The sequence below is a fragment of the Streptococcus oralis subsp. oralis genome (assembly GCF_002096495.1).
In the GTDB taxonomy this organism is placed as follows: Bacteria; Bacillota; Bacilli; order Lactobacillales; family Streptococcaceae; genus Streptococcus; species Streptococcus oralis_CU.
Genome location: NZ_NCUO01000011.1, coordinates 205629 through 229854, shown reverse-complemented (window position 1 = coordinate 229854; position 24226 = coordinate 205629). Strand labels below are relative to the sequence as shown.

Below are 24226 nucleotides of genomic sequence, written 5' to 3'. Positions count from 1 at the left end.
GTTTTTCTTCTGATTATAGTTTTTATTTCTTGCTGAGGATTTCAAGCGTTTCAAGCAAGTTGTCTGCATGAACTTCGATGGTGTCACCAGTCGCCTTGATCTTAACTTCTACAATACCGTCAGCTGCTTTCTTCCCAACAGTAATACGGATTGGCAACCCAATCAAGTCACTATCGCTAAACTTCACTCCGACACGTTCGTTACGGTCGTCTGTCAAGACTTCGTAACCAGCTCCCATCAAGCTTGCTTCAAGTTTATCTGTCAAGGCTTGCGCTTCTTCATCTTTGACATTGACAGTAATCAAGTGCACATCAAATGGTGCTAATTCTTTAGGGAAGTTAACTCCCCAAGCATAACGGTATTCGCCTTTTGGCGTTTTATTGACAAAGAGGCGAGCGTGTTGCTCCATAACGGCTGAAAGGAGACGGCTAACACCGATACCGTAACAACCCATGATTATTGGCACAGCACGGCCATTTTCGTCCAAAACATCTGCGCCCATACTTGCTGAGTAGCGAGTTCCGAGTTTGAAAATATGACCGATCTCAATACCACGGGCGAAGTTTAAGACACCTTGTCCGTCTGGGGAAATTTCACCCTCACGAACTTCGCGGATATCTACATATTCTGCAGTAAAGTCACGACCTGGATTCACACCCGTCAAGTGGTAGCCATCTTCATTAGCCCCTACAACAGCATTGCGAACATCTTGCACCTTACGGTCTGCAATGATTTTCACATTTTCTGGCAAACCAACTGGGCCAAGTGAACCAAAGCCGGCTTGAACAGCACTTGCTACTTCTTCCTCGCTCGCAATGTCAAAGAAATCTGCTCCCAAGTGGTTTTTCAACTTAACTTCATTGAGTTGGTCATTTCCAACTAGAAGGGCTGCAACAAGCTCACCATCTGCCATGTAGAAGAGGGTTTTGATTGTTTGTTCTTCTGGGATGTTAAGGAAGGTTGCGACTTCGTCAATAGATTTAACACCTGGTGTTTCCACTCGAGTTACTTCTTCTTCCGTAACGACACGGTTGCTTGGTTTGTACTCGTTTGTTGCCATTTCTAAGTTAGCTGCATAGCTAGACTCACTTGAGTAGGCAATGGTGTCTTCACCAGAAACCATCCATTTGAGCAATTCTGTCTTGATTTCTTCTTGCACTTCTGCAGGAATTTCATCAAATGAGGCAACTGACTTGTCCAAGACAACCCAGCGGTCAAGGTCTGTACGAGCTGGTGTAATGGCCATAAATTCTTGGCTATCCTTACCACCCATGGCGCCACCATCACCGATGATGGCCTTGAAGTCCAAACCACTACGAGTGAAGATACGTTCATAGGCTGCCTTGTACTCGTCATAAGTCACATCCAAACTATCGTAATTAGCATGGAAACTATAGCCGTCTTTCATGATAAATTCACGCGTACGGAGAAGTCCGTTACGTGGACGTTTTTCATCACGGTATTTCGGTTGGATTTGGTAAAGGTTGAGTGGCAATTGCTTGTAAGATTTCACAGAGTCACGAACAATAGCTGTAAAAGTTTCTTCGTGTGTCGGACCTAAGATAAAGTCTGACTTTTCACGGTTTTTCAGTTTATAAAGGTCTTCACCATAGGTTTCATAACGACCTGATTCACGCCAAAGATCGGCACTGAGAAGTGCAGGAGCCAACATCTCCACCGCACCAATCTTATCAAACTCTTGGCGCATGATATTCTTAGCCTTTTCAATCACACGGTTAGCGAGTGGTAGGTAAGAATATACACCGGCAGAAACTTGACGAACATAACCAGCACGCAACATAAGGGCGTGGCTGATAACTTGAGCATCGCTTGGCATTTCGCGAAGCGTTGGGATTAGCATTTTACTTTGTTTCATAATATTCCTCGATTATCTAAAAGAAGAGTCGCATAATGTCATTCCAGGTCACAGCTAGCATCAAGACAACCATGATAACTACACCAGCCATGGTGACATAGGTTTCAATTTCTTGTTTAAGGGGTTTCCGGCGGATAGCCTCTAGGATATTGAGCACAATCTTTCCACCATCCAAAGCCGGGATAGGAATCAAGTTAAAAATCCCGATATTGATGGAAATTATAGCTAGGAAATAGAGGACATTCTCAAGACCATTTTTAGCAGCATCGCTACTTGCCTTAAAAATGGCAACGGGTCCGCCGAGTTTGTTCAAATCTGGATGGAAAATCAAGTTTTTCAAAGCCGAAAGGATACGAAGTCCTGAGTCAGCTGCAGTTGTAAATCCACCAACAAACATGGATAGAAAGTCTGACTTGACCCCTGATTGAACCCCGATAATATAACGTCCTTGATTCTCTTCTGGCGTCACAGTGACTTGTTTTTCGCTACCATTTTCAGAAATGGTCACATCCAAGGTCGGGGCTGTCTTGTCCTTGGTATCTGCTTCCACAGCCTGGGTCAAGTCTTGCCAATTCTTAACCTCATGCGAGCCGACCTTGGTGATTTGAGCGGTCTCAGCTACGCCCACCTTAGCCAAAGCTCCTTCTGGCATGACATGAAAGAGATTGGTCTGAGTGTCTCTAACACCGCCCTGCAAAAAGATCAAGATCCAAAAAACAACAACACCTAAGATAAAGTTATTCATAGGACCTGCAAAGTTGGTGATGAGCTTACCCCAGATAGAAGCATTTTGGTACTGTACATCCAGAGGGGCAATGCGTACTTCGGTTCCATCTTCTTCAACAACCGTTGCATCATGATCTACTGCAAAAATCTTTTCTTCTTCCAAGACCAAGCCCTTGATAAAGAGCTTGTCTTCAAAGTCAAACTGGGTTACCTGCATAGGAAGAGCCGTTTGATCCAACTTCTTCCCTGAGAGGTTGATCCGTTTGACCTTACCATCATCGGCAAGTGTTAAACTGACTGGAGTTCCTGTCTTGATTTCTGTCGCATCATCACCCCAGCCTGCCATACGAACATAGCCTCCTAGAGGAAGGATTCGAATGGTATAAGCAGTGCCATCCTTACCGATATGGGAAAAAATCTTGGGCCCCATACCAATGGCAAATTCACGAACTAGAATGCCCGATTTCTTGGCAAAATAAAAATGTCCAAACTCATGCACCACCACAATAATCCCAAAAACGAGGATAAAGGTTAGCAATCCAATCATTCAATATTCCTTTCTTTAAAACAGGCCAAATAAGTGCATGATAGGAAAGACAACTAGCATACTGTCAAAACGATCCAATACACCACCATGCCCCGGGATAAATTTCCCAGAATCCTTGACACCAAAATAGCGTTTCATAGCACTCTCAATCAAGTCACCAAACTGACCTGCCACACTGAAGAAGACGGCAAAGAGGCTCATTCTATAAATTCCATAAGGGAGAGCAACTGTACTGTCTACAAGCATGAAGATTGCTGTTACCAGTACCGCACCTAGAATACCTCCGATAAAGCCCTCAATGCTCTTATTGGGAGAAACTCTCGGAGCCAACTTATGCTTGCCAAAATTCATCCCTGTCAGGTAGGCTGCGCTATCTGTCGCCCAAACGATAAAAAGGGCCAAAAGTACCTTGTCAAAACCTGCCACCCGAGCATCTAGTAAGGCATTGAAGCCAAAACCAACATAAAAGCTCACAGCAATTGGAAAAGCGGCATCTTCAATCGTATAGTTTTTACTGAAGACGGTCGTCCCTAGCATTATGGTAATCAAAACACTATAGGCAACCACATTCCCATCAACAGGCAAAAAAGTTAGGTAATTTTCTAAAGGAACTGTGAGAGCGAAGGTCGCAAAAAGAGTCAAAGCACCCTCAATGGTCATAGTCTTTAGCCCCTTCATGTGCAAGAGTTCATGGACACCTAGCATCGCTAACAAGCCAATCCCTATCTGCAACAGGAGCCCTCCCGCAAACAAGACTGGAAGGAAAATCGCCAGGGCCAATACCGCAAACAATGTTCTCTTTTGTAAATCCTTGGTCATATCTTCTCCTAAACTCCTCCAAAACGGCGATTGCGATGGTTAAAAGCAGCAATAGCTTCCTGCAAGGCGGCTTCATCAAAATCAGGCCACAAGGTATCCGTAAAGTAAAGCTCACTATAGGCTGCTTGCCATGGCAAGAAATTACTCAAACGCAACTCACCACTCGTACGGATAATCAAATCCGGATCCCGCAAATCCTTTGGCAGGTGTTGCGTGAAAAGATAGTCCCCAATCATATCTTCTGTGATATCACCAGGGTTGATTTTAGCATCTAAAACATCTTGAGCCAAGCCCTTAAGAGCCTGCGTAATTTCAGCACGGCCACCATAGTTAAGCGCAAAATTGAGAATCAAGCCCGTATTGTTCTTGGTCAATTCCTCTGCTTTTTTCAAAGCTTCAAAAGTCTGCTTAGGCAAACGGTCTGTCTCCCCAATCATCTGAATCTTAACGTTATTTGCGTGCAATTCAGGGACGTAGTTATCATAAAATTCGACTGGCAAATTCATGATAAACTTGACTTCTTGATCTGGGCGCGTCCAATTTTCCGTTGAAAAGGCATAAACCGTGATGACCTTAACTCCCATCTTGTTAGCTGCCTTGGTTACCTTTTGGAGGGCTTCCATTCCCGCCTTATGACCAAAAACCCGTGGTTGCATCCGTTTTTTAGCCCAACGACCATTCCCATCCATGATGATGCCAATATGAGCAGGAACCTGTGTTGGAACCTCGACTTCTAAAGCTTTATCTTTCTTAAAAAATCCAAACATGATCTTATTCCTATTCAAAAATCTATCGTTTCATTATACCATATTTCCCTATTTTCTTCTATTGCTAAGTTATTAGCTCTCCGTACAGACAAAAAATAAGCCGCCTGATTGGGCGACTTAATTTTATAGGGAGATTATTATGAAAAAGTTTTAGGAGTTTAAGTTAAGTTCCTCTTAACTTATGAACCTAGTATACCGTCCCTAACTTAAATTTTTCTTAAGTTTTTTGAGAAAGTCAGATTTTTCCATTTTTCTTGCCAATTTTTCTTGGACAAGCGTTCTTGATAGAGCTTCATTCGGTCCTCATTCTCTAAAAAATGAGGAGTTGGGGATACCTTAAAATTCAAAATATCCTCTATACCATAGGGCGCAAAGAGCTCTAAAGTTGCGTCGGCATGCAAGCGAAGCCCTATCGCCGTACAGCGTTCAGGATACTTACTCATAGCATCACGAGAACTCGTGTAAGGCGCAGTGTGGGGACTGTGCTGATGCATATAGACCTGATTTTTCAACTCCCACTGATACTGAGGGAAATCTTCTCTCAGTTTTTTCTCTAGGGATACTGTTTCCTCATAAGAAACATCTGGATCAAAGAAAATCACATCCACATCCGTCTCACTATCAAAAGGCGATTTATCAGACAAGAGATTCCAGATGAAATTCCTGACAGAACCTGCTGCCAACCACGAGTCTTTCAAATCAAGGTCACGAATGATGGTCAGAATAGTCATCATATCTGGATTTTCTCTAAAAACCTCTAAAAAATCTTGCTCATTTTTCACTGTATTCATAACCTAAATGCTCATATGCCTTAGCAGTTGCCACCCGTCCAGAACGAGTTCGCATGATGAAACCTTTCTGGATGAGGTAAGGTTCGTACATATCTTCGACCGTCTCGCGCTCCTCGGCAATATTAACGGAGAGAGTACCTAATCCGACAGGACCACCACCGTACATCTCAATCATGGTGCGAAGGATTTTCTGGTCCACATAGTCCAAACCTTCATGGTCTACATCTAACATGGTCAAAGCCTTATTGGTAATGACATCATCGATAACCCCATTTCCCATAATCTGGGCAAAGTCGCGCACGCGCTTGAGGAGACGATTGGCGATACGAGGAGTTCCACGACTACGTAAGGCCAGCTCAGTAGCTGCCTCATGAGTGATTTCCATCTCAAAAATATCTGCTGTCCGCTCAACAATCTCCGTCAAGTCAGCATGGGCATAGTATTCCATATGACCCGTAATCCCAAAACGTGCTCGTAGAGGATTAGAAAGCATCCCCGCACGTGTCGTCGCACCAATCAAGGTGAATGGTGGCAAGTCCAAATGAACACTGCGACTGCCTTCACCAGCACCAATCATGATATCAATGTAGAAGTCCTCCATGGCACTGTAAAGCACCTCTTCCACCGACATGGGCAGGCGATGAATCTCGTCAATAAAGAGAACGTCTCCAGGCTCCAAATCATTCAAAATCGCTACCAAGTCACCTGCTTTTTCAATGACAGGACCAGACGTTTGCTTGAGATTGACTCCCAGTTCATTGGCAATGACAAAGGCCATGGTCGTTTTCCCCAAACCTGGAGGCCCAAATAAGAGCACATGGTCCAGCGCTTCATCCCGCATTTTGGCAGCTTCGATAAAGATTTGCAGCTGGTCCTTGACCTTATCCTGCCCGATATATTCACGTAAATACTGGGGACGGAGGGTACGTTCTACCAACTCCTCATCCCCCATGATCTCATTATCTAAAATTCTACTCATGGCTCTATTATATCAAAAATCCAAGCCACAAACAAAAAAGCCACCTGATTGGGTGGCCTCTTTAGGGAGATTATTATGAAAAAGAAAAGTTTAGGATTTCATTAAATAAAGGGTACTCAATGAAAATCGAAATCAGACTAGGCAGATAGACGCAAGCATAACTATAGTTAGCTAAGTCGACTCTAACGAAGGTTGATGAGATTTTCGAAGAGTATTAGGAGGTCTTTATTTAATGATTATATAATACACAAGGAGACTTAAAATTCCCTTAATTTTTAAATCAATCACTAACAATTTTCTTTAACAGCTGTTTGACCTGCAATACGTCCAAAAGTAAAGATATCCGTAAGCGAATTTCCTCCTAGACGGTTACCTGCATGGAGTCCACCTGCGACTTCTCCGGCAGCATACAAACCAGGGATAATCTGACCGTTTTCATTCAAAACGTGTGTTGAAGTATCAATCTTGAGTCCACCCATTGTATGGTGAACGGCCGGTTTTCTCGGTGTTGCGTAAAATGGCGCAACCTCACACTTGAGATCAAAACTACCTTTATTAAATTCAGGATCAAAACCTGCATCTACATAGGAATTGTAATTCTTAATCGTTTCCACTAGAACTTGTGGATCCACACCAATCTGAACCGCCAACTCTTCTATCGTATCTGCACGATAAAGAGTACCTGCTTTGACTTGGGCATCGATTTTTTCTTGGCTAGTATTGTAGGCAGTTTCCTTGATACGTTCATCTGCGATTAGATAGAACAAGCCTCCATTATCAATCGCCGCTTGAGATAGCTTGTCTCGGCTACCGTACTCATCTACAAAGCGCTTCCCTTCAGTATTTACCATGATGAAGTTTGCTGGAGGAACTTGAAGTCCTGAGAAAAGAGCTCCTGTCACTGGATCGGATACTGGCATCATTTGACTAAAGCCCATACCCACCAAATCTGCACCTACACTTTGCCCTAAAAGAATACCATCTCCTGTCACAGCTGGTGTATTAGATGTAGCAATATCATCTGCAATTTCAGTCCAGTAGGTATTGTATTTTTGTAGCATCTTGGTATTGGCACCAAATCCTCCAGAAGCTAGAACAACGGCATCTGCATTGACAATGATGGTTTGACCGTTTCGACCTTCTGCTCTGACACCCTTGACAGCCCCGTCTTTTACAAGCAATTCTTTAACTGGAGAATCTGTCAAAATCTTGCCACCATGTTCTAGAACATATTTTTGTAGGACAGATATAAAGGCATACCCCATTGGTTGAACCGGCTTATGGCCACGACGCCAAAGGGCTCCAACTGGCATTGTCACTTCGCTACGAACAAATTCAACACCGATGTCTTCCAACCAACGAACAGACTCTAGGGCCCGTTCGGTTAAAACAGAAACCAAATCGTATTGGCCATGAATTTCATTCCCTTGTAAATCTTTTCGTTTCCCACCGATATAGGTTTGGATACGATAGAGCAAGGTAGAATCGAACAAATAGCTCGGGTCCTGCAAATACTGCTCAACCTCAACTTTCAAGGCTCTAAAGTCCTCTAGATATTCTGGATCAATCGTTGATTCATCTGTCGCAATCAATTCTTGAAGCGTATGTGCCTCACCTGGATGAGCTGCGAAGGTTCCTTGCCATGCTGGATCTGGTGCATTCATTGGACCACCTGCACGAACAGTATTTCCTCCAATTGCAGGAAATTTCTCAACAACAATTGGCTTCTTACCAGCTTGTAAGACTGCAGCCGCTGCAGCTAATCCAGCTCCTCCGCCTCCGACGATGACAACATCTGCCTGATAGGTCTTATCTTCTTTATCTAGGGCAGATGGCGCTTTTGAACGCTTCCGTAAAACATCTGGATTTGCACCGGCTTGTTTGACTGCACGCGCAACTCCATCTAAAACACCATTTGAAGTCACAGAAGCTCCTGACACCGCATCAACATTTAATGTTTGCCCCTCAATGATTTCTGCTGGAATACGGGTAAAGACGACATCTGCGATTCCTGAAGATTCTCCAGAAGAATCGATTTCGATTTTTTCAATACGGTCCTCAGAAACCGTTACATCCATCGGTAATTTACCATTATGGCCTTCAGTTGTAACATGGTAAGTCCCCGGTTCAAAGCGGACTTCTTCAGGAAGATTTAGTTGGTTTGCGACGGATACAAAGCGAAGGAAGCGATAAAAACAACTATCTAGGAAATCAACGGTTCGCTCATCAATCAAATCTCCATTGTCATCAAACGCTCGATGCGCTCGACCAAGTAAAAACTCACTACCTGGCATAGCTGTTGCATTTACCCCAGGAGCATCCAGAATCTGACGAAGATGAAGTTGGGCACGTGAAGAACCTTGAATATCGTAAGAAGCTCCGACAATCATTGTCGGCTTTCCGTCTAGCGGATGAATGTTAAAAGACAACCACTCGAGCAAGCTATTCAAACTTGATGGAATCGTATGATTGTGCTCGGGTGTCGAGATAATGACACCATCAGCTTCTGAAATAGCTTGATTAAACTTCTGAATAATAGGTGTATCTGTTTGATCATCTGTTTCATTGAACATTGGTACATCTGTTATCTCTAAAATCTCAATATCCGCTTTCTGAGCAAAATGTCTTTTCATAAATTGCAAGAGGTTGCGATTATAGGATTTTTTTGCATTAGTCCCAACAATAGCTACTAATTTCATGGATTGTTCTCCTTTCTTGAAATACTTATGCTTTCAACCATTCTTCCCAAATGAAAGATTTCTTACGATTTGTATCTTCTGGTTTGACCAAAGCCTTTGTTAATTCAACAAAGTTTTGAAACTCTGAAAAATGTTCTTCTAGTTCTGCAACCTTTTCAGGATTGTTCAAATGACACTCATCATCTAGGACTTGCTCAGAATGACCTAGAAAGAACTCTGTACCAGGCATAACTCTCGCTTTAAGCTCCGGCGCATCTAAAATCTGACGCAAGTGCGCCTGCGCTCTAGATGTTCCTAGCAAACCGAGAGAAGCTCCGACAATCATAGTTGGTTTGTTAACCAAGGCACGACTGGTATAAGCAATCCACTCCAAAGCAGAGGCCAAAGGTGCTGGTATCGTGTGGTCGTACTCAGGTGTTGAAATAATGACACCATCTGCGGCAAGAATTTTTTCTGAAAAAGCTTGAACTTCAGCTGGCGCTTGCTTGTCCTCAGGTTCGTTAAATGCTGGCAATTGTTTGATTTCCAATACCTCAATGTCGGCTTTATCCGAAAAGTGCTTTTGCATAAATTTCAAGAGTTTCCGATTGGTTGAGCGATCTGAATTGGTTCCAACGATAGCAACTAGTTTCATCTTGGTACCCCTTTCATTTATTTAATCTACTTTCATTATACTACTTTAGAAAATCTTGTAAATCCTTGATAATAAAGACCGTGTTATTCTATCAGATTATCGTACTTTAGTACAAGTTCGTGAAAAAATTAACAAAATATCTTCTTAAACTATTGACCAGCTTCCTTAACTATGATATAGTCTTGGTGAAAAAATATACATTTAAGGAGGATGTTTTTATGAAAGAGACATTCAATCGTTGGAGGATTTTAGTCGCGTCTACAGCCATTCTTCTTTGTACAGGTGCCGTCTATTCCTTTTCTGTTTTTGCCGGACCACTTAGCAGTTCAACAGGCTGGTCCATGTCTGATATTATGTTAGCATTTGCTATCAACTCTGCAATCGGCCCTATCCCCATGATTCTCGGAGGTTATTTAGTTGACAAAGGTTATGTAAAATGGACCATCGCCCTCGGCGCTCTTCTATTTGCTAGCGGATTTTACTTAACCGGCTATGCCAATTCACCAGCCATGCTTTATTTGACCTATGGATTAATGGCCGGGCTTGGTCAAGGTTTTGCCTATTCAGGTGCCCTCTCCAATTCACTTCGCCTCTTCCCTGATAAACGTGGCTTAGCCTCTGGAATTCTGACAGGTGGCATGGGATTTGCCGCAGTCATCGCTTCTCCAGTCGCGAGCAATCTCATTCAAAAACAAGATGCCTTCTTTGCTTTTCGTACAATTGGGCTAGTCTATATTGTTGTTATCATCTGTGCAATTTTCTTTATTAAGGCAGCTCCAAGCGGCTACCAACCAGCAGGCTGGAAAGCTCCTATCCCAACCAAACAAGGACCTACTAATAAAAACTGGAAACAAATGCTACAAAGTCCTCTGTTTTACATTATCATTAGCATGTTCTTTGTTGGCGCCTTTTCTGGTTTGATGATTGCCTCTCAAGCATCACCAATCGGTCAATCAATGTTTGGACTCTCTGCAGGCACTGCAGCTCTCTATGTCTCTCTTTATTCAATCGCAAACTCTAGTGGTCGTTTTATATGGGGATCCCTTTCTGATAAAATCGGTCGTTCAAAGACCTTATTGATTATCTATTCTGTCATTGTCCTAGCTTTATTCTCCCTAACAATCGTTCCTGGTCAATTTGGGTTTACCTTAGGAATTATTGGACTTGGTATCTGCTTTGGCGGTGTTATGGGGGTCTTCCCATCTATCGTCATGGAAAATTACGGTCCTGTAAATCAAGGAGTCAACTACGGTATCGTCTTCACTGGATATTCTTTAGCAGCATTTTTCGCTCCAAAAGTCGCAGTTCAAATGGCAATGGCTAATAATGGAAATTATAGTGTAGCTTTTTATGTTGCTATCGCTTTGGCCTTCATTGGACTTATGCTTACTATTTTTTATATGAAAAAGAAAGCTTAAAACTCGAAAACTTCCTAGATAAGGAAGTTTTTTTGGTATAATAAAAGTAGTAATAGAATATTGGGAGGATTTACCATGGCAGACCGTTTACGTTTCTTACGAGATAACCCATCTGACTTCCCATATGATTTTGAAAAACAAATCCTATCCAAAACGTCTCCTGACACAATCTATCATTGTCATCCTGAGCTAGAGATTATTTACGTTACAAAGGGTTCTGCTATCGTTCATATCAACTCAGAACACTTTGAAAGTCGTGAAGGAGATATTTTTCTTATCCAACCGACCTCTCTCCATGCTATCTATTCTCACAAAGATCAAGAACTATTTTCTACCAGCTTTCGGATTCATCTAGATTATCTTGGTAGAAGTCAAATTGACAGCTTTAGCCAACGCTATATCCAACCCCTCCACTCTGGTCACTTTTGCCTCACTCCTCAAATATCACCAGGCGATAAGGCCTATGATCAAATTCAATCCTGCCTTCTTTCCCTCTTTTCTATCCTTGAAGAAAAAGGCATATACTACGACCTACTCATAAAATCTAAACTATACGAATTGCTTCATCTTCTCTTTAAGTATCGATATGTCAATCGACACTATACAGATGATACCTACCAAAAATACCAAAAACTAAAAGAAGTGATTTGTTACCTTGAACAGCACTACTCAGAAGCCATTCATATCGAGCAACTAGCTGCAACATTTGGATATAGTAAAAATCACTTTATGAGTATTTTCAAGCAACATACTGGAGCCAGCTGTATGGACTACCTGCTCCAGTTACGTCTTGAGAAATCCTGTGAGAAACTCGTCCAAACCAACCTCAGTATTCAATAAATTGCAAGTCAAGTCGGTTTCACCAACCTTTCAAACTTTAACCGTCAATTTAAGCAACACTATCACCTAACACCTAGACAGTATCGAAACCAACAACTTAAAAGGAAAACATGATTCTTTCTCCTTAGTCTTTTCTAAGGAGTTTTTTCAAACAAAAAAGCCACCTGATTGGGTGGCCTCTTTAGGGAGATTATTATGAAAAAGAAAAGTTTAGGATTTCATTAAATAAAGTTAGGAGGTCTTTATTTAATGATTATATGATACAAGATGAATCTTAAAGCTAACTTAACTTTTTCTCTGATTTATCATTTTTTAAAAAATTTTTTTCAAATGGATTTTTCCTCCCCAAGTCATAAAAAAGCCACCTGATTGGGTGACTTCTTTAGGAGATTATGATGAAAAAGAAAAGTTTGGGATTTCATTAAATAAAGGGTACTCAATGAAAATCGAAATCAGACTAGGCAGATAGGCGCAAGCATAACTATAGTTAGCTAAGTCGACTCTAACGAAGGTTGATGAGATTTTCGAAGAGTATTAGGAGGTCTTTATTTAATAACTATATGATACAAGAGGATACTTAAACTTTACTTAAGAAAAAATATTTTTTTATCTTTTTCTATCCACCCAAATCATTCCTGTACAGTCATAAGTAGATAAGGTTTCAAATCCCAGAGATCGATAGAATCCCAAGGTTTTTTCTGTCTGATCGGTCACTAGTTGGACTTGATAGGCATCTTTGTAATCACCTAAAGCCTCTTTCATCAAGTCGCTACCAATCCCTTGGCGTTGATAGCTAGGCAAAACGATCAAATCCTGGACAAAAATCGATGAAAAACCATCTCCGACTAAACGGACCAAGCCCACCACAGCATCACCATCAAGTGCTAGATAAATCGCTAATGAGTGAGACAAGGCCTTCTCCAACATCTGAGGTTGATGTGTATAATTTGTCCATCCAACTGCCTGATAGAGATGCAAAACATCCTCTAGCTTGACGATTTCTTGCTTTCTAATAGTTATCATCCCAACACCTCTTAGAATTCTCTCAAGCTCTTGTACTGCCGTCCATTTTTATCAAAATTTTCAGGAGCCAACCATGTTTCCAAACGAGCTTTAACTTGAGGCCAGTCCTTATCAATCATAGCGAGCCAATCCGTATCCCTCGTGCGCCCCTTATAAACAACTGCCTGGCGGAAGGTGCCTTCATAGATAAAGCCCAAACGTTCCGCAGCTCGTCTTGATGGCAGATTTAGAGCATCGCATTTCCACTCATAGCGACGATAGTTAAGCTCTTCAAAAACATAGCGAGCTAGGAGATATTGAGCCTCTGTCCCTATACGTGTTCCCCTGAGTTCTGGAGAAAAAGTGACAGCTCCCACTTCTATTACTCGGTTATTCTGGTCAATGCGCATGAGAGAAAAAGTTCCCAAAGCCTTACCAGTTGCCTTGTCTATAATCACGTAGTAAAAACGGTCCTTACGAGCCAACATCTGATTTAAGACGGTAACCAGTTCCTCCATATCTGCCACTGGTTCCTGAAAGAGATAGGTCCACATCTCCCGAGGAGTATCCGGACCATAAACAGCTAATAAATCCTCCGCATGCTTTTCCACCGAAAGAGGCTCTATCCGAGTGTAGCGCCCTTCTAAGAAATCAATGGAAGGCAATTCACCTGGTGTATAACCTTTCATTGGCTCACCAATTATCTGACCATATTCGTTTACTGGCATTGTTTTCTCCTTGTTTTACTTTTCAAACTTTATAATTGCACATAGTATATCATACTTTCATGAAAAAATTCAAAAAATCCTCCAGAGTTCAGCTCTGGAGGATTCCTATCTTATTTCACAACAATATTAACCAATTTAGTTGGCTTCAATAGTCCAGTGGACTATTGAAGGTGGCAGATAGAGATAATAAACTCGTTATTTAACGACGATATTAACGAGTTTGTTAGGTACCGCAATCACCTTCACGATTTCCTTGCCGTCAATTTCTGCTTTAACTTTTTCATCAGCCAGAGCGATTTCTTGCAATTCTTCGCGTGATAGGTCTTTAGCAACCATCAATTTGGAACGAACTTTTCCTTTGATTTGGACGACGATTTCGATTTCATCTTCAACCAATTTACTTTCGTCCCAAGTTGGCCAAGCTACATAAGAGATGGACTCACCTGTTGCAGCAACTGTTTGCCAGAGTTCTTCTGCCAAATGAGGTGCAAATGGGGCAATCAATTGGATAAAGCCTTTGGCGTAGTCCACATAGAGTTTGTCTTCCTTATTAGCAGCGTTGACAAAGACCATAAGTTGGGCAATAGCTGTGTTGAATTTCATGGATTCGATTTGCTCAGTAACAGATTTAACGGTTTCGTTATAAACCTTGTCAAGAGCACCATTATTTTCCGCAACAATTTCTTTACTTGTAATCAAACGGTAAACACGGTCGAGGAACTTACGGCTTCCTTCCAGGCCTTCTTCTGACCAAGCGATAGAAGCATCAAGTGGTCCCATGAACATTTCATAGACACGAAGGGTATCGGCACCATATTGTTCCACCACATCGTCTGGATTGACAACGTTCTTGAGTGATTTAGACATCTTGGCTGGTGCTTGCTCCAACTCTTCTCCTGTTTCCACATGGAAGAAAGAACCGTCACGTTTTTCAACCTTATCAGTCGCTACAAGAGCTCCACGGTGGTCACGGTAGCTTGTTCCCAAAATCATCCCTTGGTTAAAGAGTTTTTGGAATGGTTCCTTAGTCGGAACAACACCGAGGTCATAGAGGAATTTGTGCCAGAAACGAGCATAGAGCAAGTGAAGTACAGCATGCTCTGCACCACCCACGTAGATATCTACTGGCAACCATTGTTTGAGGAGGTCCTCATCAGCCAATTTCTCAGTATTGTGCGGGTCAATATAGCGGAGGTAGTACCAGCTTGAACCAGCCCATTGTGGCATGGTGTTGGTTTCACGACGACCTTTGACACCATCTTCACGCGTCACTTCCAACCAGTCGGTCAAGTTAGCCAATGGGCTTTCCCCAGTACCTGAAGGACGGATATCCTTGGTGACTGGCAAGACAAGTGGCAATTCACTTTCAGGAACAGCTGTTGAAGTCCCATCTTCCCAATGAATGATTGGGATTGGCTCACCCCAGTAACGTTGACGGCTAAAGAGCCAGTCGCGGAGACGGTAGGTAACCTTCTCTTGTCCACAACCTTTCTCTTCCAACCAAGCCACAATTTTAGCAATCGCTTCTTCTTTGTTCAGTCCATCTAGGAAGTCTGAATTGACATGAAGACCATCTTCAGTATAGGCAGCTTCTGCTACATTTCCACCTTCTAGCACTTCTACGATTGGAAGGTCAAATTGTTTGGCAAATTCCCAGTCACGTTGGTCGTGGGCTGGCACAGCCATAACGGCACCTGTTCCATAGCTCGCAAGAACATAGTCGGCGATCCAGATTGGAATTTCCTTACCATTGACAGGGTTGATAGCATAAGCACCAGTCCAAACCCCTGTTTTTTCCTTGGCAAGGTCGGTACGAGCCAAGTCAGACTTGAGGCTAGCTTGGTGTTTGTAGTCTGCTACGGCTTCAGCTTGTTCTGGACTGACGATAGCATCTACCAAATCATGCTCAGGCGCCAATACAGTGAAAGTCGCACCGAAAAGGGTATCTGGACGTGTCGTAAAGACGGTAAATTCCTTGTCAGTCCCTTTCACTTTGAAAGTTACATTAGCACCAGTTGATTTACCAATCCAGTTGCGTTGCATGTCCTTGATAGACTCTGGCCAGTCAAGATCATCCAAGTCATTAAGCAAACGCTCCGCATAGGCAGTGATTTTAAGCATCCATTGGCGCATCGGTTTGCGGACAACTGGATAGCCTCCACGCTCAGAAGTTCCGTCAGGAAGGACTTCTTCGTTGGCAATGGCCGTCCCCAATTCCTCAACCCAGTTTACTGGCACTTCCGCTTCATAAGCTAAACCTTTTTCGTAAAGCTTGGTGAAGATCCACTGAGTCCATTTGTAGTAGTTTGGATCTGTTGTGTTGACTTCACGATCCCAGTCGTAAGAGAATCCAAGCGCATTGATTTGACGTTTGAAGTTGGCAATGTTTTCCGCTGTAAATTCTGCCGGGTCATTCCCCGTATCCATAGCGTATTGCTCTGCAGGCAAACCAAAGGCATCCCAACCCATTGGGTGAAGGACATTGTAGCCTTGCGCACGTTTGTAACGGCTAAGGATATCAGTCGCTGTGTAGCCTTCTGGGTGTCCTACGTGCAATCCAGCTCCTGAAGGATATGGGAACATGTCGAGAGCATAAAACTTCGGTTTTGATGCATCTGTTCCTGTCTTAAATGTATGATGTTCTGCCCAGTAGCCCTGCCACTTAGGCTCAATTTCTTTATGATTGTAAAAACTCATGGTCTCTCTCCAATTTTGTGATGTTACTATTATACCATTTTTGAGGGAATTTGAAAGACGAGAAATGTTCTTTTAGACTTGGATAACAAGAAATACTGGGTCGCAAATCCAACTTATTTAACAGGAAAAAAAGTTAGCTCCTAATCGGAGCTAACTTCTATTGATTATTTGTCTCTTCCATCTTCTCACGTCCCAGTTCTCGATAACTACGGTCACCAACAACCTCAACGCTAAACTGACCGTCCTCATATTCAAGAATCGTCACGCTACCATTATCGAGGCCATGCGGATGCATACCATTGATCAGATAAACAATGGTCCCAATGGTCATTCCATGGCTTACGACGAGAGCATTGCCCCCACCTTGTTCTTCCATTTCTTTGGCAATCGCTTCAAAGCCTTCCTTGATTCGACCACTGAGTTTTTCCCAACCTTCAGCCCAGCCAGCTGTATCAACCTCTACCAAACCCTCAGCCAGTTCAGCATAAGACAATTGGTGAACATGGTCCACATTGAAAATTCTCGGAATCAAGCCCATAAAGAGGTCCCCATCATAGGCCCCATCAAAACTACCAAAGCACCACTCTCTGATGCGCTTGTCCATGCGGTAAGGGATTTTCCCCTGCAGGCCAAGTTCTTCTAGGATAATTCCCATAGTTTGAATGGTGCGCCCTGAATCACTGGAATAAGCGCGATCAAATTGTAAACCAGACTCTCTCAAGCCAATTCCCAGTTCATGGATTCCCAACTCACCTTCTGCAGTCAGAGGTGTATCACTCCATCCTTGAGCACGTCCAATTGTGTTAAACATCGTTTTCCCATGACGGACCAAGTACAATCTTACTTTAGACATTTTCTATCCTCCATTTTCTTCTATTATATCATGGATCAAAGAAATATTTGGCTTTCAAAAGCAAAGCCAACATTTGTAAATTACCCAAAAGAAAAGCTACCCTCATGGTAGCTTCCCTAGGAGATTATTATGAAAAAGTTTAGGATTTCTATTAAATAAAGTTAGGAGGTCTTTATTTAATGATTATAGTATACACAGTCATCCTTAAACTCAACTTAAATCCTCTCGCTTTTTTATTAATTTTTAAAACTATGGATTGGAGCTGGGATTTGCCCACCGCGAGAGATGAAATCAACAGACGAAGCCCCGTTGACCTTCATTACTGGAGCTGTCCCTAGCAAGCCACCAAACTCAATCATATCGCCTTCCTTGCCCTTTGGAATAATACGGACAGCCGTTGTTTTCATGTTAATAACACCGATTGCCGCCTCATCTGCAATCATAGCCGCAATGGTTTCAGCAGGCGTATCTTCTGGAATGGCAATCATATCCAGTCCAACTGAACAGATAGCCGTCATGGCTTCTAGTTTCTCTAAATTCAGAGAACCATCTTGCACCGCAGCAATCATCCCCTCATCTTCAGAAACGGGGATAAAAGCACCTGACAAGCCACCGACTTGGTTACAAGCCATCACTCCGCCCTTCTTAACTTGGTCATTCAAAAGAGCGAGGGCAGCCGTCGTCCCATGCGTACCAACTGTTTCTAGGCCCATTTCCTCAAGGACACGTGCCACAGAATCACCAACTGCAGGAGTTGGCGCCAAGCTTAGATCGACAATTCCAAAGTCAACACCAAGGCGTTCACTCGCCATTTGTCCAACCAGCTGACCGATACGAGTAATCTTGAAGGCCGTTTTCTTGACTGTTTCCGCTACTACATCAAAGCTCTGTCCACGAACCTTTTCCAAGGCACGCTTGACCACACCAGGACCCGAAACCCCGACATTGATGATAACATCTGCTTCGCCAACACCATGAAAGGCCCCTGCCATAAAAGGATTGTCCTCAACAGCATTAGCAAATACGACCAACTTGGCCGCACCCATATCTGATAAGTTCGCTGTTTCCTTGATGATACGTCCCATATCTGCAACTGCAGTCATGTTGATGCCTGACTTAGTTGAGCCAATGTTAACAGACGAACAAACCTTGTCGGTCTCAGCTAGAGCGCGTGGGATAGAATTGACGAGAATCTCATCTCCTTTTTGGTAGCCTTTTTGTACCAAGGCAGAGAATCCACCAATAAAGTCAACACCAATCTCCTTGGCAGCCTTATCAAGAGCCTTTGCCAAAACAACATAGTCTGTCGCATCAGTCGCAGCACCAATTAAAGAAATCGGAGTCACCGATACCCGTTTATTAACAATAGGAATCCCAAGTTCTGCAGCAATTTCATCTCCTACAGCCACTAGATTTGCAGCTTTAGTGGTAATTTTTTGGTAAATCTTTTCAGCAGCATGATTGATATCTGGATCAATACAGTCCAAAAGGGAAATCCCCATGGTGATGGTTCTGATATCGAAGTTCTGCTCCTCGATCATGGCAATGGTTTCTGTAACTTGTCTAATATCCATAGCCACCTCCTAGATATTATACATAGCGTCAAAAATCGCCGCACTTTGAATATTGATTTTGACATTCAAGGTCTGACCGAAAGTTTCAAACTCATTTCGTAGATAAGTGAAATCCTGTTTTTCGTCACTAGAAACGACCGCCATCATAGTAAAATATTCATCCAACACCGTCTGAGAAATATCGTCAATATTCAAACCCAACTCTGCAATCTTAGTAGACACGCCTGCAACGATCCCAGCCTTGTCCTTACCAACCACTGTAATAATAGCCTTCATCCTTATACCCCATTTCTACGATTTTTAGAAAACCTGAACGTTTTTGATTTTCTTTTTTCCTAGTATAGCATATTTCCATAGAAAATACTAAAAAACGCCTGCTTACGAAATTGTTCTTAAGAAAAAAACAATTTCGTAAACAAGCGTCTACCCTATCAAATGATGATGAGTGTTCCCGCTAGGACCGAAGTCCCAGCGGTAGACCAGAGCTAGACTAAGAGCACAAGACTCCATCATCATAACACTCAACAAAATTGATGATTTTATACTAATTCGATGATCGCCATTGGCGCAGCATCACCACGACGTGGTTCAGTTTTAAGGATACGAGTGTATCCACCGTTACGTTCAGCATAACGAGGTGCGATTTCTGAGAACAATTTTTGAAGTGCTGTAGTAGAAGTGTACTTATCAGTTGCTTCATCATAGTTTTCAGATGCGATTTCATTACGTACGAAAGCAGCTGCTTGACGACGTGCATGCAAATCACCACGTTTACCTAGAGTAATCATTTTTTCAACAGTTTTACGGATTTCTTTAGCACGAGCTTCAGTTGTCACGATTGATTCGTTGATCAAAAGGTCAGTTGTCAAATCGCGAAGCATTGCTTTACGTTGTGAGCTAGTGCGTCCTAGTTTACGGTAAGCCATGTATTCCTCCTTTATTTATCTTTTAATCCAAGACCCAAGTCAATGAGTTTGAGTTTCACTTCTTCCAAACTCTTGCGTCCAAGATTTCGTACTTTCATCATCTCTGCTTCAGATTTTTCTGTCAAATCATGCACAGTGTTGATACCGGCACGTTTCAAACAGTTGTATGAACGCACAGACAAGTCCAGTTCCTCAATCGTACGATCCAAAATACGATCGTCAGATTCAGTATCAGCTTCTTTCATCACTTCAGTTGACTTAGCAATCTCAGTAAGATTTGTAAACAAATCAAGATGTTCTGTCAAGATACGTGCTGAAAGCCCTAAAGCATCTTCTGGAATAATTGTTCCATTAGTCAAGATTTCAAGGGTTAATTTGTCAAATCCATCATTGCTACCTACACGAGCAGGTTCAACTTGATAGTTGACTTTTGTAACTGGTGTATAAATAGAATCTACAGCAAGTGTTCCAACTGGTGCATTATCTTTTTTGTTTTCATCAGCAGGTACATATCCACGACCACTGTTAACAGTCATTGTCGCTTTTAGAGAAGAACCTTCACCGATTGTAAAGAGATAATGATCTGGATTTACAATCTCAACATCACTGTCAGTCAAAATGTCTCCAGCTGTAATTTCAGCAGGACCTTCAACGTCAAGTTCAATGATTTTTTCGTCTTCAACGTATGATTTCACTGCAATCCCTTTAATGTTCAGAATGATTTGCATCACGTCTTCACGAACACCTGGAACTGTGTCGAACTCATGCAAGACACCTTCAATGTTGATAGATGTCACTGCTGCTCCTGGTAGAGAAGCTAGTAGTACACGACGAAGAGAGTTACCAAGAGTTGTACCGTAGCCACGTTCAAGTGGTTCGATTACAAACTTGCCATAATCTTTATTTTCATCAATTTTTGTTATATTTGGTTTTTCAAACTCAATCATTTAGTTACTCCCTCTTAAACGAAAAGCAGTGTAATGCGATGATTATACACGGCGACGTTTTGGAGGACGAGCACCATTGTGTGGCACTGGAGTCACATCACGAATTGCTGTTACTTCAAGACCAGCGGCAGCAAGCGCACGAATAGCTGACTCACGACCAGAACCTGGACCTTTTACAGTAACTTCAACTGATTTAAGACCGTGTTCTTGTGCAGATTTAGCAGCAGCTTCAGAAGCCATTTGAGCAGCGAATGGTGTAGATTTACGAGAACCTTTGAAACCAAGAGCACCAGCTGATGACCAAGCAATTGCATTACCATGCACATCAGTAATCATAACAATAGTGTTATTAAATGTAGCGTGAATATGAGCAATACCAGATTCGATATTCTTTTTCACACGACGTTTACGTGTTGGTTTAGCCAAGACTTTTACCTCCTATATTATTTTTTCTTACCAGCAATCGCAACAGCTTTACCTTTACGAGTGCGAGCGTTGTTTTTAGTGTTTTGTCCACGGACAGGAAGTCCACGACGGTGACGAATACCACGGTAAGAACCGATTTCCATCAAACGTTTGATGTTCAAGTTTACTTCACGACGAAGGTCACCTTCAACTTTGATTGCATCCACTTCACGACGGATAGCATCCTCTTGATCTGATGTAAGGTCACGTACACGAACATCTTCTGAGATTCCAGCAGCAGCCAAAATTTTCTTAGATGTTGCAAGTCCGATACCATAAACGTAAGTCAATGAGATTACTACGCGTTTGTCATTTGGAATGTCAACTCCAGCAATACGAGCCATTTTTTCTCCTTTCTATCTTATCCTTGACGTTGTTTGTGTTTTGGATTTGCTGGGCAAATTACCATAACACGACCATTACGACGAATTACTTTACAGTATTCGCAAATTGGTTTGACCGATGGTCTTACTTTCATTTCTTATCCCTCCAAGTTTTTCGATTATTTAAAGCGGTAAGTGATACGTCCACGTGTCAAGTCATATGGACTCATCTCGACAGTAACACGATCTCCCGCTAAAATACGAATATAGTTTTTACGAATTTTACCAGAAACTGTTGCTAAAATCTGATGTCCATTTTCAAGTTCAACCGTAAACATTGCGTTAGGCATTGTATCGACTACTTTGCCTTCAACTTCAATCACATCGTCTTTTGCCACGCAAAAGCACCTCCATAAATTTCGATTCGATGCCTCTGAAAACAGAGACAACAATTATAAGTCAGACTATCTCAGTATAACATTTGTAGCGATTTTTTGCAAGTGTGAAAAACGCTTTATTTCAAATTTGTCAATACTTTTTCGATGTCTTTGAACACATCATTGATATCTTGATTTCCTTCGATATCGTGGACCAATCCTTTGGCACGGTAGTGAGCAATGATTGGTTCACCTTGGGCGATATTCACATCCAAACGACGCTTCACTGTCTCAGGTTTATCATCTTCACGTTGGTAATAATCTTCCTCTTTATAGTCAACTGGTGGGTTGAAAACTTTGTGGAAGGTTTCACCTGTTTCGCGGTGGATGATACGACCACTCAAACGTTCCAAGAGACAATCTGGGTTCACTTCGATATTGATCACGCCTTCTAGTTCGATACCAAGTTCCGCCAATGTTTTGTCCAAGGCATGAGCTTGTTCAATCGTACGTGGGTAACCATCCAACAAGAAACCTGTTTCTTTGATGTCGTCCTGAGAAAGGCGTTCTTTAACAATTCCATTTGTAACTTCATCCGGAACCAACTCACCTTTGTCAATATATGACTTGGCAAGTACACCCATTTCAGTTTGATTAGCCATAGCAGCACGGAACATATCTCCAGTTGAAATGTGTGCCACGTGGAATTGCTCCACAATTTTAGCTGCTTGCGTTCCCTTACCTGCTCCAGGTAAGCCCATAATCAAAAGATTCATGATAGGATCTCCTTATTTTGTATTTAAATAGAAGCAGAAATTCGTTTCAACCCCTATTTAAAAACAAAATAGAAGAGGGGAGACGAAAATCTCTCTGATAGATAGACCTTCATACTCCACTCTCTAAGCAAAAATAATTTTGCTTTTATTCTGTTTTATCCATGAAACCAACATACTTACGTTTCAATAGGTAACCTTCAAGTTGTTTGATTCCTTCGATACCGGTTGAGATAATGATCAAAAGACTAGTTCCCCCAAAAGCAACAGCTTCTGAAAGACCAAAGACATCTTTTGCCACAATCGGCAAGATTGAAATCACACCAAGGAAGATTGATCCGACAGTCGCAAGGCGACGAAGAAGTTTCGACATGAACTCTTCAGTTCCCTTACCAGGACGGACACCATGAATGTAGGCTCCACTCTTTTGCAAGTTTTCTGCTGCTTTCTCTGGATTGATCTGTACAAATGTATAGAAGAATGTAAAGAGAATGATCAACAAGGCATACATAGCAACACCTGTCGGAGATGTTGTAGATAACATTTCCTGTGCTGTACGTACCCAAGCCCAATCATGACCTGTAGCACTCAAAAACTGAAGAATGGCTGCAGGTGCTGCTGTAATGGAACTTGCAAAGATAACTGGGATAACCCCCGCTGGGTTTACCTTCAATGGAAGGTATGAGCTTGATGGGGCTCCTTGAGCAACTTTTGTATATTGGATTGGAATTTTATATTCTGCCTGTTGAACAAAGGTTGTAAAGTAAACAATCAACAAGACAGCGATAATCAAAATAACGACAAAGATAATAGATGAAGTCAAACGGCTACTTGGAATATTGACGAAGTAGTCAACATAGATGCCTTTAATCATCTCAGGAATTGAAGCAACAATACCTGCAAAGATGATCATAGAAACACCGTTACCGTATCCCTTATCTGTAATTTGTTCCCCGAGCCAAGTTACAATCATACTACCTGCTGTGAGGATAATACCGATAGTAACAAAGACTTGTGGTGTTAACGCTGTCGTTAATAATTTTGCTCCAGATAGAGTGTTAAATCCTGCTGTAATCCCGATAGATTGAACAAATGCAAGCACAAGTGCAATATAACGAGTAGCTTGGTTTAGTTTTCTCCGTCCTACTTCCCCTTGTTTACCCCATTCTACAAACTTCGGTAAAATATCCATTTGTAGCAATTGAACAACGATTGAAGCAGTGATATACGGACTTACCCCGAGTGCAAAAACGGAGAAGTTCTTCATGGCATTCCCTGAAACAAGACTAAGCATGTTCAAGAAAGATAAACCACTGAGAGCTTCTAAACTTTTTGCATTCACACCTGGAACAGTGATACTTGTCCCAATACGGAAAACAAGAATGATAAAAATCGTAAAGAGAATTTTTGATCGAACTTGTTTAACCTTGAGCGCTTCTTTTAGTAATTTAAAAAACATGGGTCA

General features: G+C 42.1%; 23 protein-coding genes and 1 pseudogene. 2 read left to right on the top strand and 22 right to left on the bottom strand.

What is annotated here, in order from left to right; translation table 11 throughout:
* Positions 1-22 precede the first annotated feature (22 nt).
* The 8 genes from B7717_RS04750 to B7717_RS04715 all read right to left on the bottom strand — a co-directional run bounded on the left by B7717_RS04750 (position 23) and on the right by B7717_RS04715 (position 9838).
* Entirely contained in the window at positions 23-1876 is a 1854-nt protein-coding gene (locus B7717_RS04750) for a proline--tRNA ligase (RefSeq protein ID WP_000814031.1), read from the bottom strand.
* Positions 1877-1892: 16 nt separating this feature from the next.
* The gene (gene rseP, locus B7717_RS04745) at positions 1893-3149 is read right to left on the bottom strand and encodes an RIP metalloprotease RseP (protein ID WP_084944300.1); all 1257 of its coding nucleotides are present in this window, start codon (positions 3147-3149) and stop codon (positions 1893-1895) included.
* Between the two features lie 15 nt (positions 3150-3164).
* Positions 3165-3968, bottom strand: coding sequence for a phosphatidate cytidylyltransferase (locus tag B7717_RS04740; RefSeq protein ID WP_084944299.1), 804 nt, complete (start codon positions 3966-3968; stop codon positions 3165-3167).
* A gap of 8 nt (positions 3969-3976) precedes the next feature.
* Positions 3977-4735: an isoprenyl transferase gene (locus B7717_RS04735; protein ID WP_000466700.1), complete on the bottom strand. Its 759-nt coding sequence runs from the start codon at positions 4733-4735 to the stop codon at positions 3977-3979.
* A 206-nt stretch (positions 4736-4941) separates the two neighbouring features.
* Positions 4942-5526 carry a nucleotidyltransferase family protein gene (locus B7717_RS04730; protein WP_001098871.1) on the bottom strand — a complete coding sequence of 195 codons (585 nt, stop codon included), beginning with the start codon at positions 5524-5526 and terminating at the stop codon, positions 4942-4944.
* Entirely contained in the window at positions 5507-6505 is a 999-nt protein-coding gene (ruvB, locus tag B7717_RS04725; protein ID WP_009013571.1) for a Holliday junction branch migration DNA helicase RuvB, read from the bottom strand. The genes B7717_RS04730 and ruvB overlap by 20 nt, the downstream gene beginning before the upstream one ends.
* Positions 6506-6792: 287 nt before the next feature.
* The gene (locus tag B7717_RS04720; protein ID WP_084944298.1) at positions 6793-9204 is read right to left on the bottom strand and encodes a flavocytochrome c; all 2412 of its coding nucleotides are present in this window, start codon (positions 9202-9204) and stop codon (positions 6793-6795) included.
* A 25-nt stretch (positions 9205-9229) separates the two neighbouring features.
* Positions 9230-9838, bottom strand: coding sequence for an NADPH-dependent FMN reductase (locus B7717_RS04715; protein WP_000779601.1), 609 nt, complete (start codon positions 9836-9838; stop codon positions 9230-9232).
* A gap of 218 nt (positions 9839-10056) precedes the next feature.
* Between B7717_RS04715 and B7717_RS04710 the strand changes: the two genes are divergently transcribed.
* Together B7717_RS04710 and B7717_RS04705 are read left to right on the top strand one after the other, a co-directional pair.
* A complete protein-coding gene (locus B7717_RS04710) occupies positions 10057-11256 on the top strand; it encodes an L-lactate MFS transporter (RefSeq protein WP_084944297.1) in 1200 nt (399 codons plus the stop codon).
* 75 nt (positions 11257-11331) lie between these two features.
* Positions 11332-12210, top strand: a pseudogene (locus tag B7717_RS04705) (AraC family ligand binding domain-containing protein).
* 492 nt (positions 12211-12702) lie between these two features.
* Here the strand turns inward: B7717_RS04705 and B7717_RS04700 are convergent.
* The 14 genes from B7717_RS04700 to secY all read right to left on the bottom strand — a co-directional run bounded on the left by B7717_RS04700 (position 12703) and on the right by secY (position 24220).
* Complete coding sequence (locus B7717_RS04700; protein WP_042902985.1) at positions 12703-13119, bottom strand: GNAT family N-acetyltransferase; 417 nt, start codon at positions 13117-13119, stop codon at positions 12703-12705.
* A gap of 11 nt (positions 13120-13130) precedes the next feature.
* The gene (locus B7717_RS04695; RefSeq protein WP_084944296.1) at positions 13131-13826 is read right to left on the bottom strand and encodes a GNAT family N-acetyltransferase; all 696 of its coding nucleotides are present in this window, start codon (positions 13824-13826) and stop codon (positions 13131-13133) included.
* A 195-nt stretch (positions 13827-14021) separates the two neighbouring features.
* On the bottom strand, positions 14022-16523 hold the full coding sequence (leuS, locus tag B7717_RS04690; protein WP_000011728.1) for a leucine--tRNA ligase: 2502 nt from the start codon (positions 16521-16523) through the stop codon (positions 14022-14024).
* Positions 16524-16680: 157 nt separating this feature from the next.
* Positions 16681-17376, bottom strand: a complete 696-nt coding sequence (locus B7717_RS04685; protein ID WP_000049280.1) for a histidine phosphatase family protein — start codon at positions 17374-17376, stop codon at positions 16681-16683.
* A 236-nt stretch (positions 17377-17612) separates the two neighbouring features.
* Entirely contained in the window at positions 17613-18950 is a 1338-nt protein-coding gene (locus B7717_RS04680) for a PFL family protein (protein WP_042902992.1), read from the bottom strand.
* Positions 18951-18959: 9 nt separating this feature from the next.
* Positions 18960-19226 (bottom strand): ACT domain-containing protein, encoded by a 267-nt coding sequence (locus B7717_RS04675; RefSeq protein WP_000644111.1) that lies wholly within the window; start codon positions 19224-19226, stop codon positions 18960-18962.
* A 263-nt stretch (positions 19227-19489) separates the two neighbouring features.
* On the bottom strand, positions 19490-19876 hold the full coding sequence (gene rplQ / locus B7717_RS04670; protein ID WP_000331493.1) for a 50S ribosomal protein L17: 387 nt from the start codon (positions 19874-19876) through the stop codon (positions 19490-19492).
* Positions 19877-19887: 11 nt separating this feature from the next.
* Positions 19888-20823, bottom strand: a complete 936-nt coding sequence (locus B7717_RS04665) for a DNA-directed RNA polymerase subunit alpha (protein ID WP_007520800.1) — start codon at positions 20821-20823, stop codon at positions 19888-19890.
* 42 nt (positions 20824-20865) lie between these two features.
* A complete protein-coding gene (gene rpsK, locus B7717_RS04660; protein WP_001118385.1) occupies positions 20866-21249 on the bottom strand; it encodes a 30S ribosomal protein S11 in 384 nt (127 codons plus the stop codon).
* A gap of 17 nt (positions 21250-21266) precedes the next feature.
* The gene (rpsM, locus tag B7717_RS04655; RefSeq protein WP_000090781.1) at positions 21267-21632 is read right to left on the bottom strand and encodes a 30S ribosomal protein S13; all 366 of its coding nucleotides are present in this window, start codon (positions 21630-21632) and stop codon (positions 21267-21269) included.
* A gap of 17 nt (positions 21633-21649) precedes the next feature.
* On the bottom strand, positions 21650-21766 hold the full coding sequence (gene rpmJ / locus B7717_RS04650; RefSeq protein ID WP_001808836.1) for a 50S ribosomal protein L36: 117 nt from the start codon (positions 21764-21766) through the stop codon (positions 21650-21652).
* A 24-nt stretch (positions 21767-21790) separates the two neighbouring features.
* Positions 21791-22009: a translation initiation factor IF-1 gene (gene infA, locus B7717_RS04645; RefSeq protein WP_001029883.1), complete on the bottom strand. Its 219-nt coding sequence runs from the start codon at positions 22007-22009 to the stop codon at positions 21791-21793.
* Positions 22010-22125: 116 nt separating this feature from the next.
* Positions 22126-22764: an adenylate kinase gene (locus tag B7717_RS04640; protein WP_001050433.1), complete on the bottom strand. Its 639-nt coding sequence runs from the start codon at positions 22762-22764 to the stop codon at positions 22126-22128.
* Between the two features lie 145 nt (positions 22765-22909).
* Positions 22910-24220 carry a preprotein translocase subunit SecY gene (secY, locus tag B7717_RS04635; RefSeq protein ID WP_000465385.1) on the bottom strand — a complete coding sequence of 437 codons (1311 nt, stop codon included), beginning with the start codon at positions 24218-24220 and terminating at the stop codon, positions 22910-22912.
* Between the last annotated feature and the right edge of the window lie 6 nt (positions 24221-24226).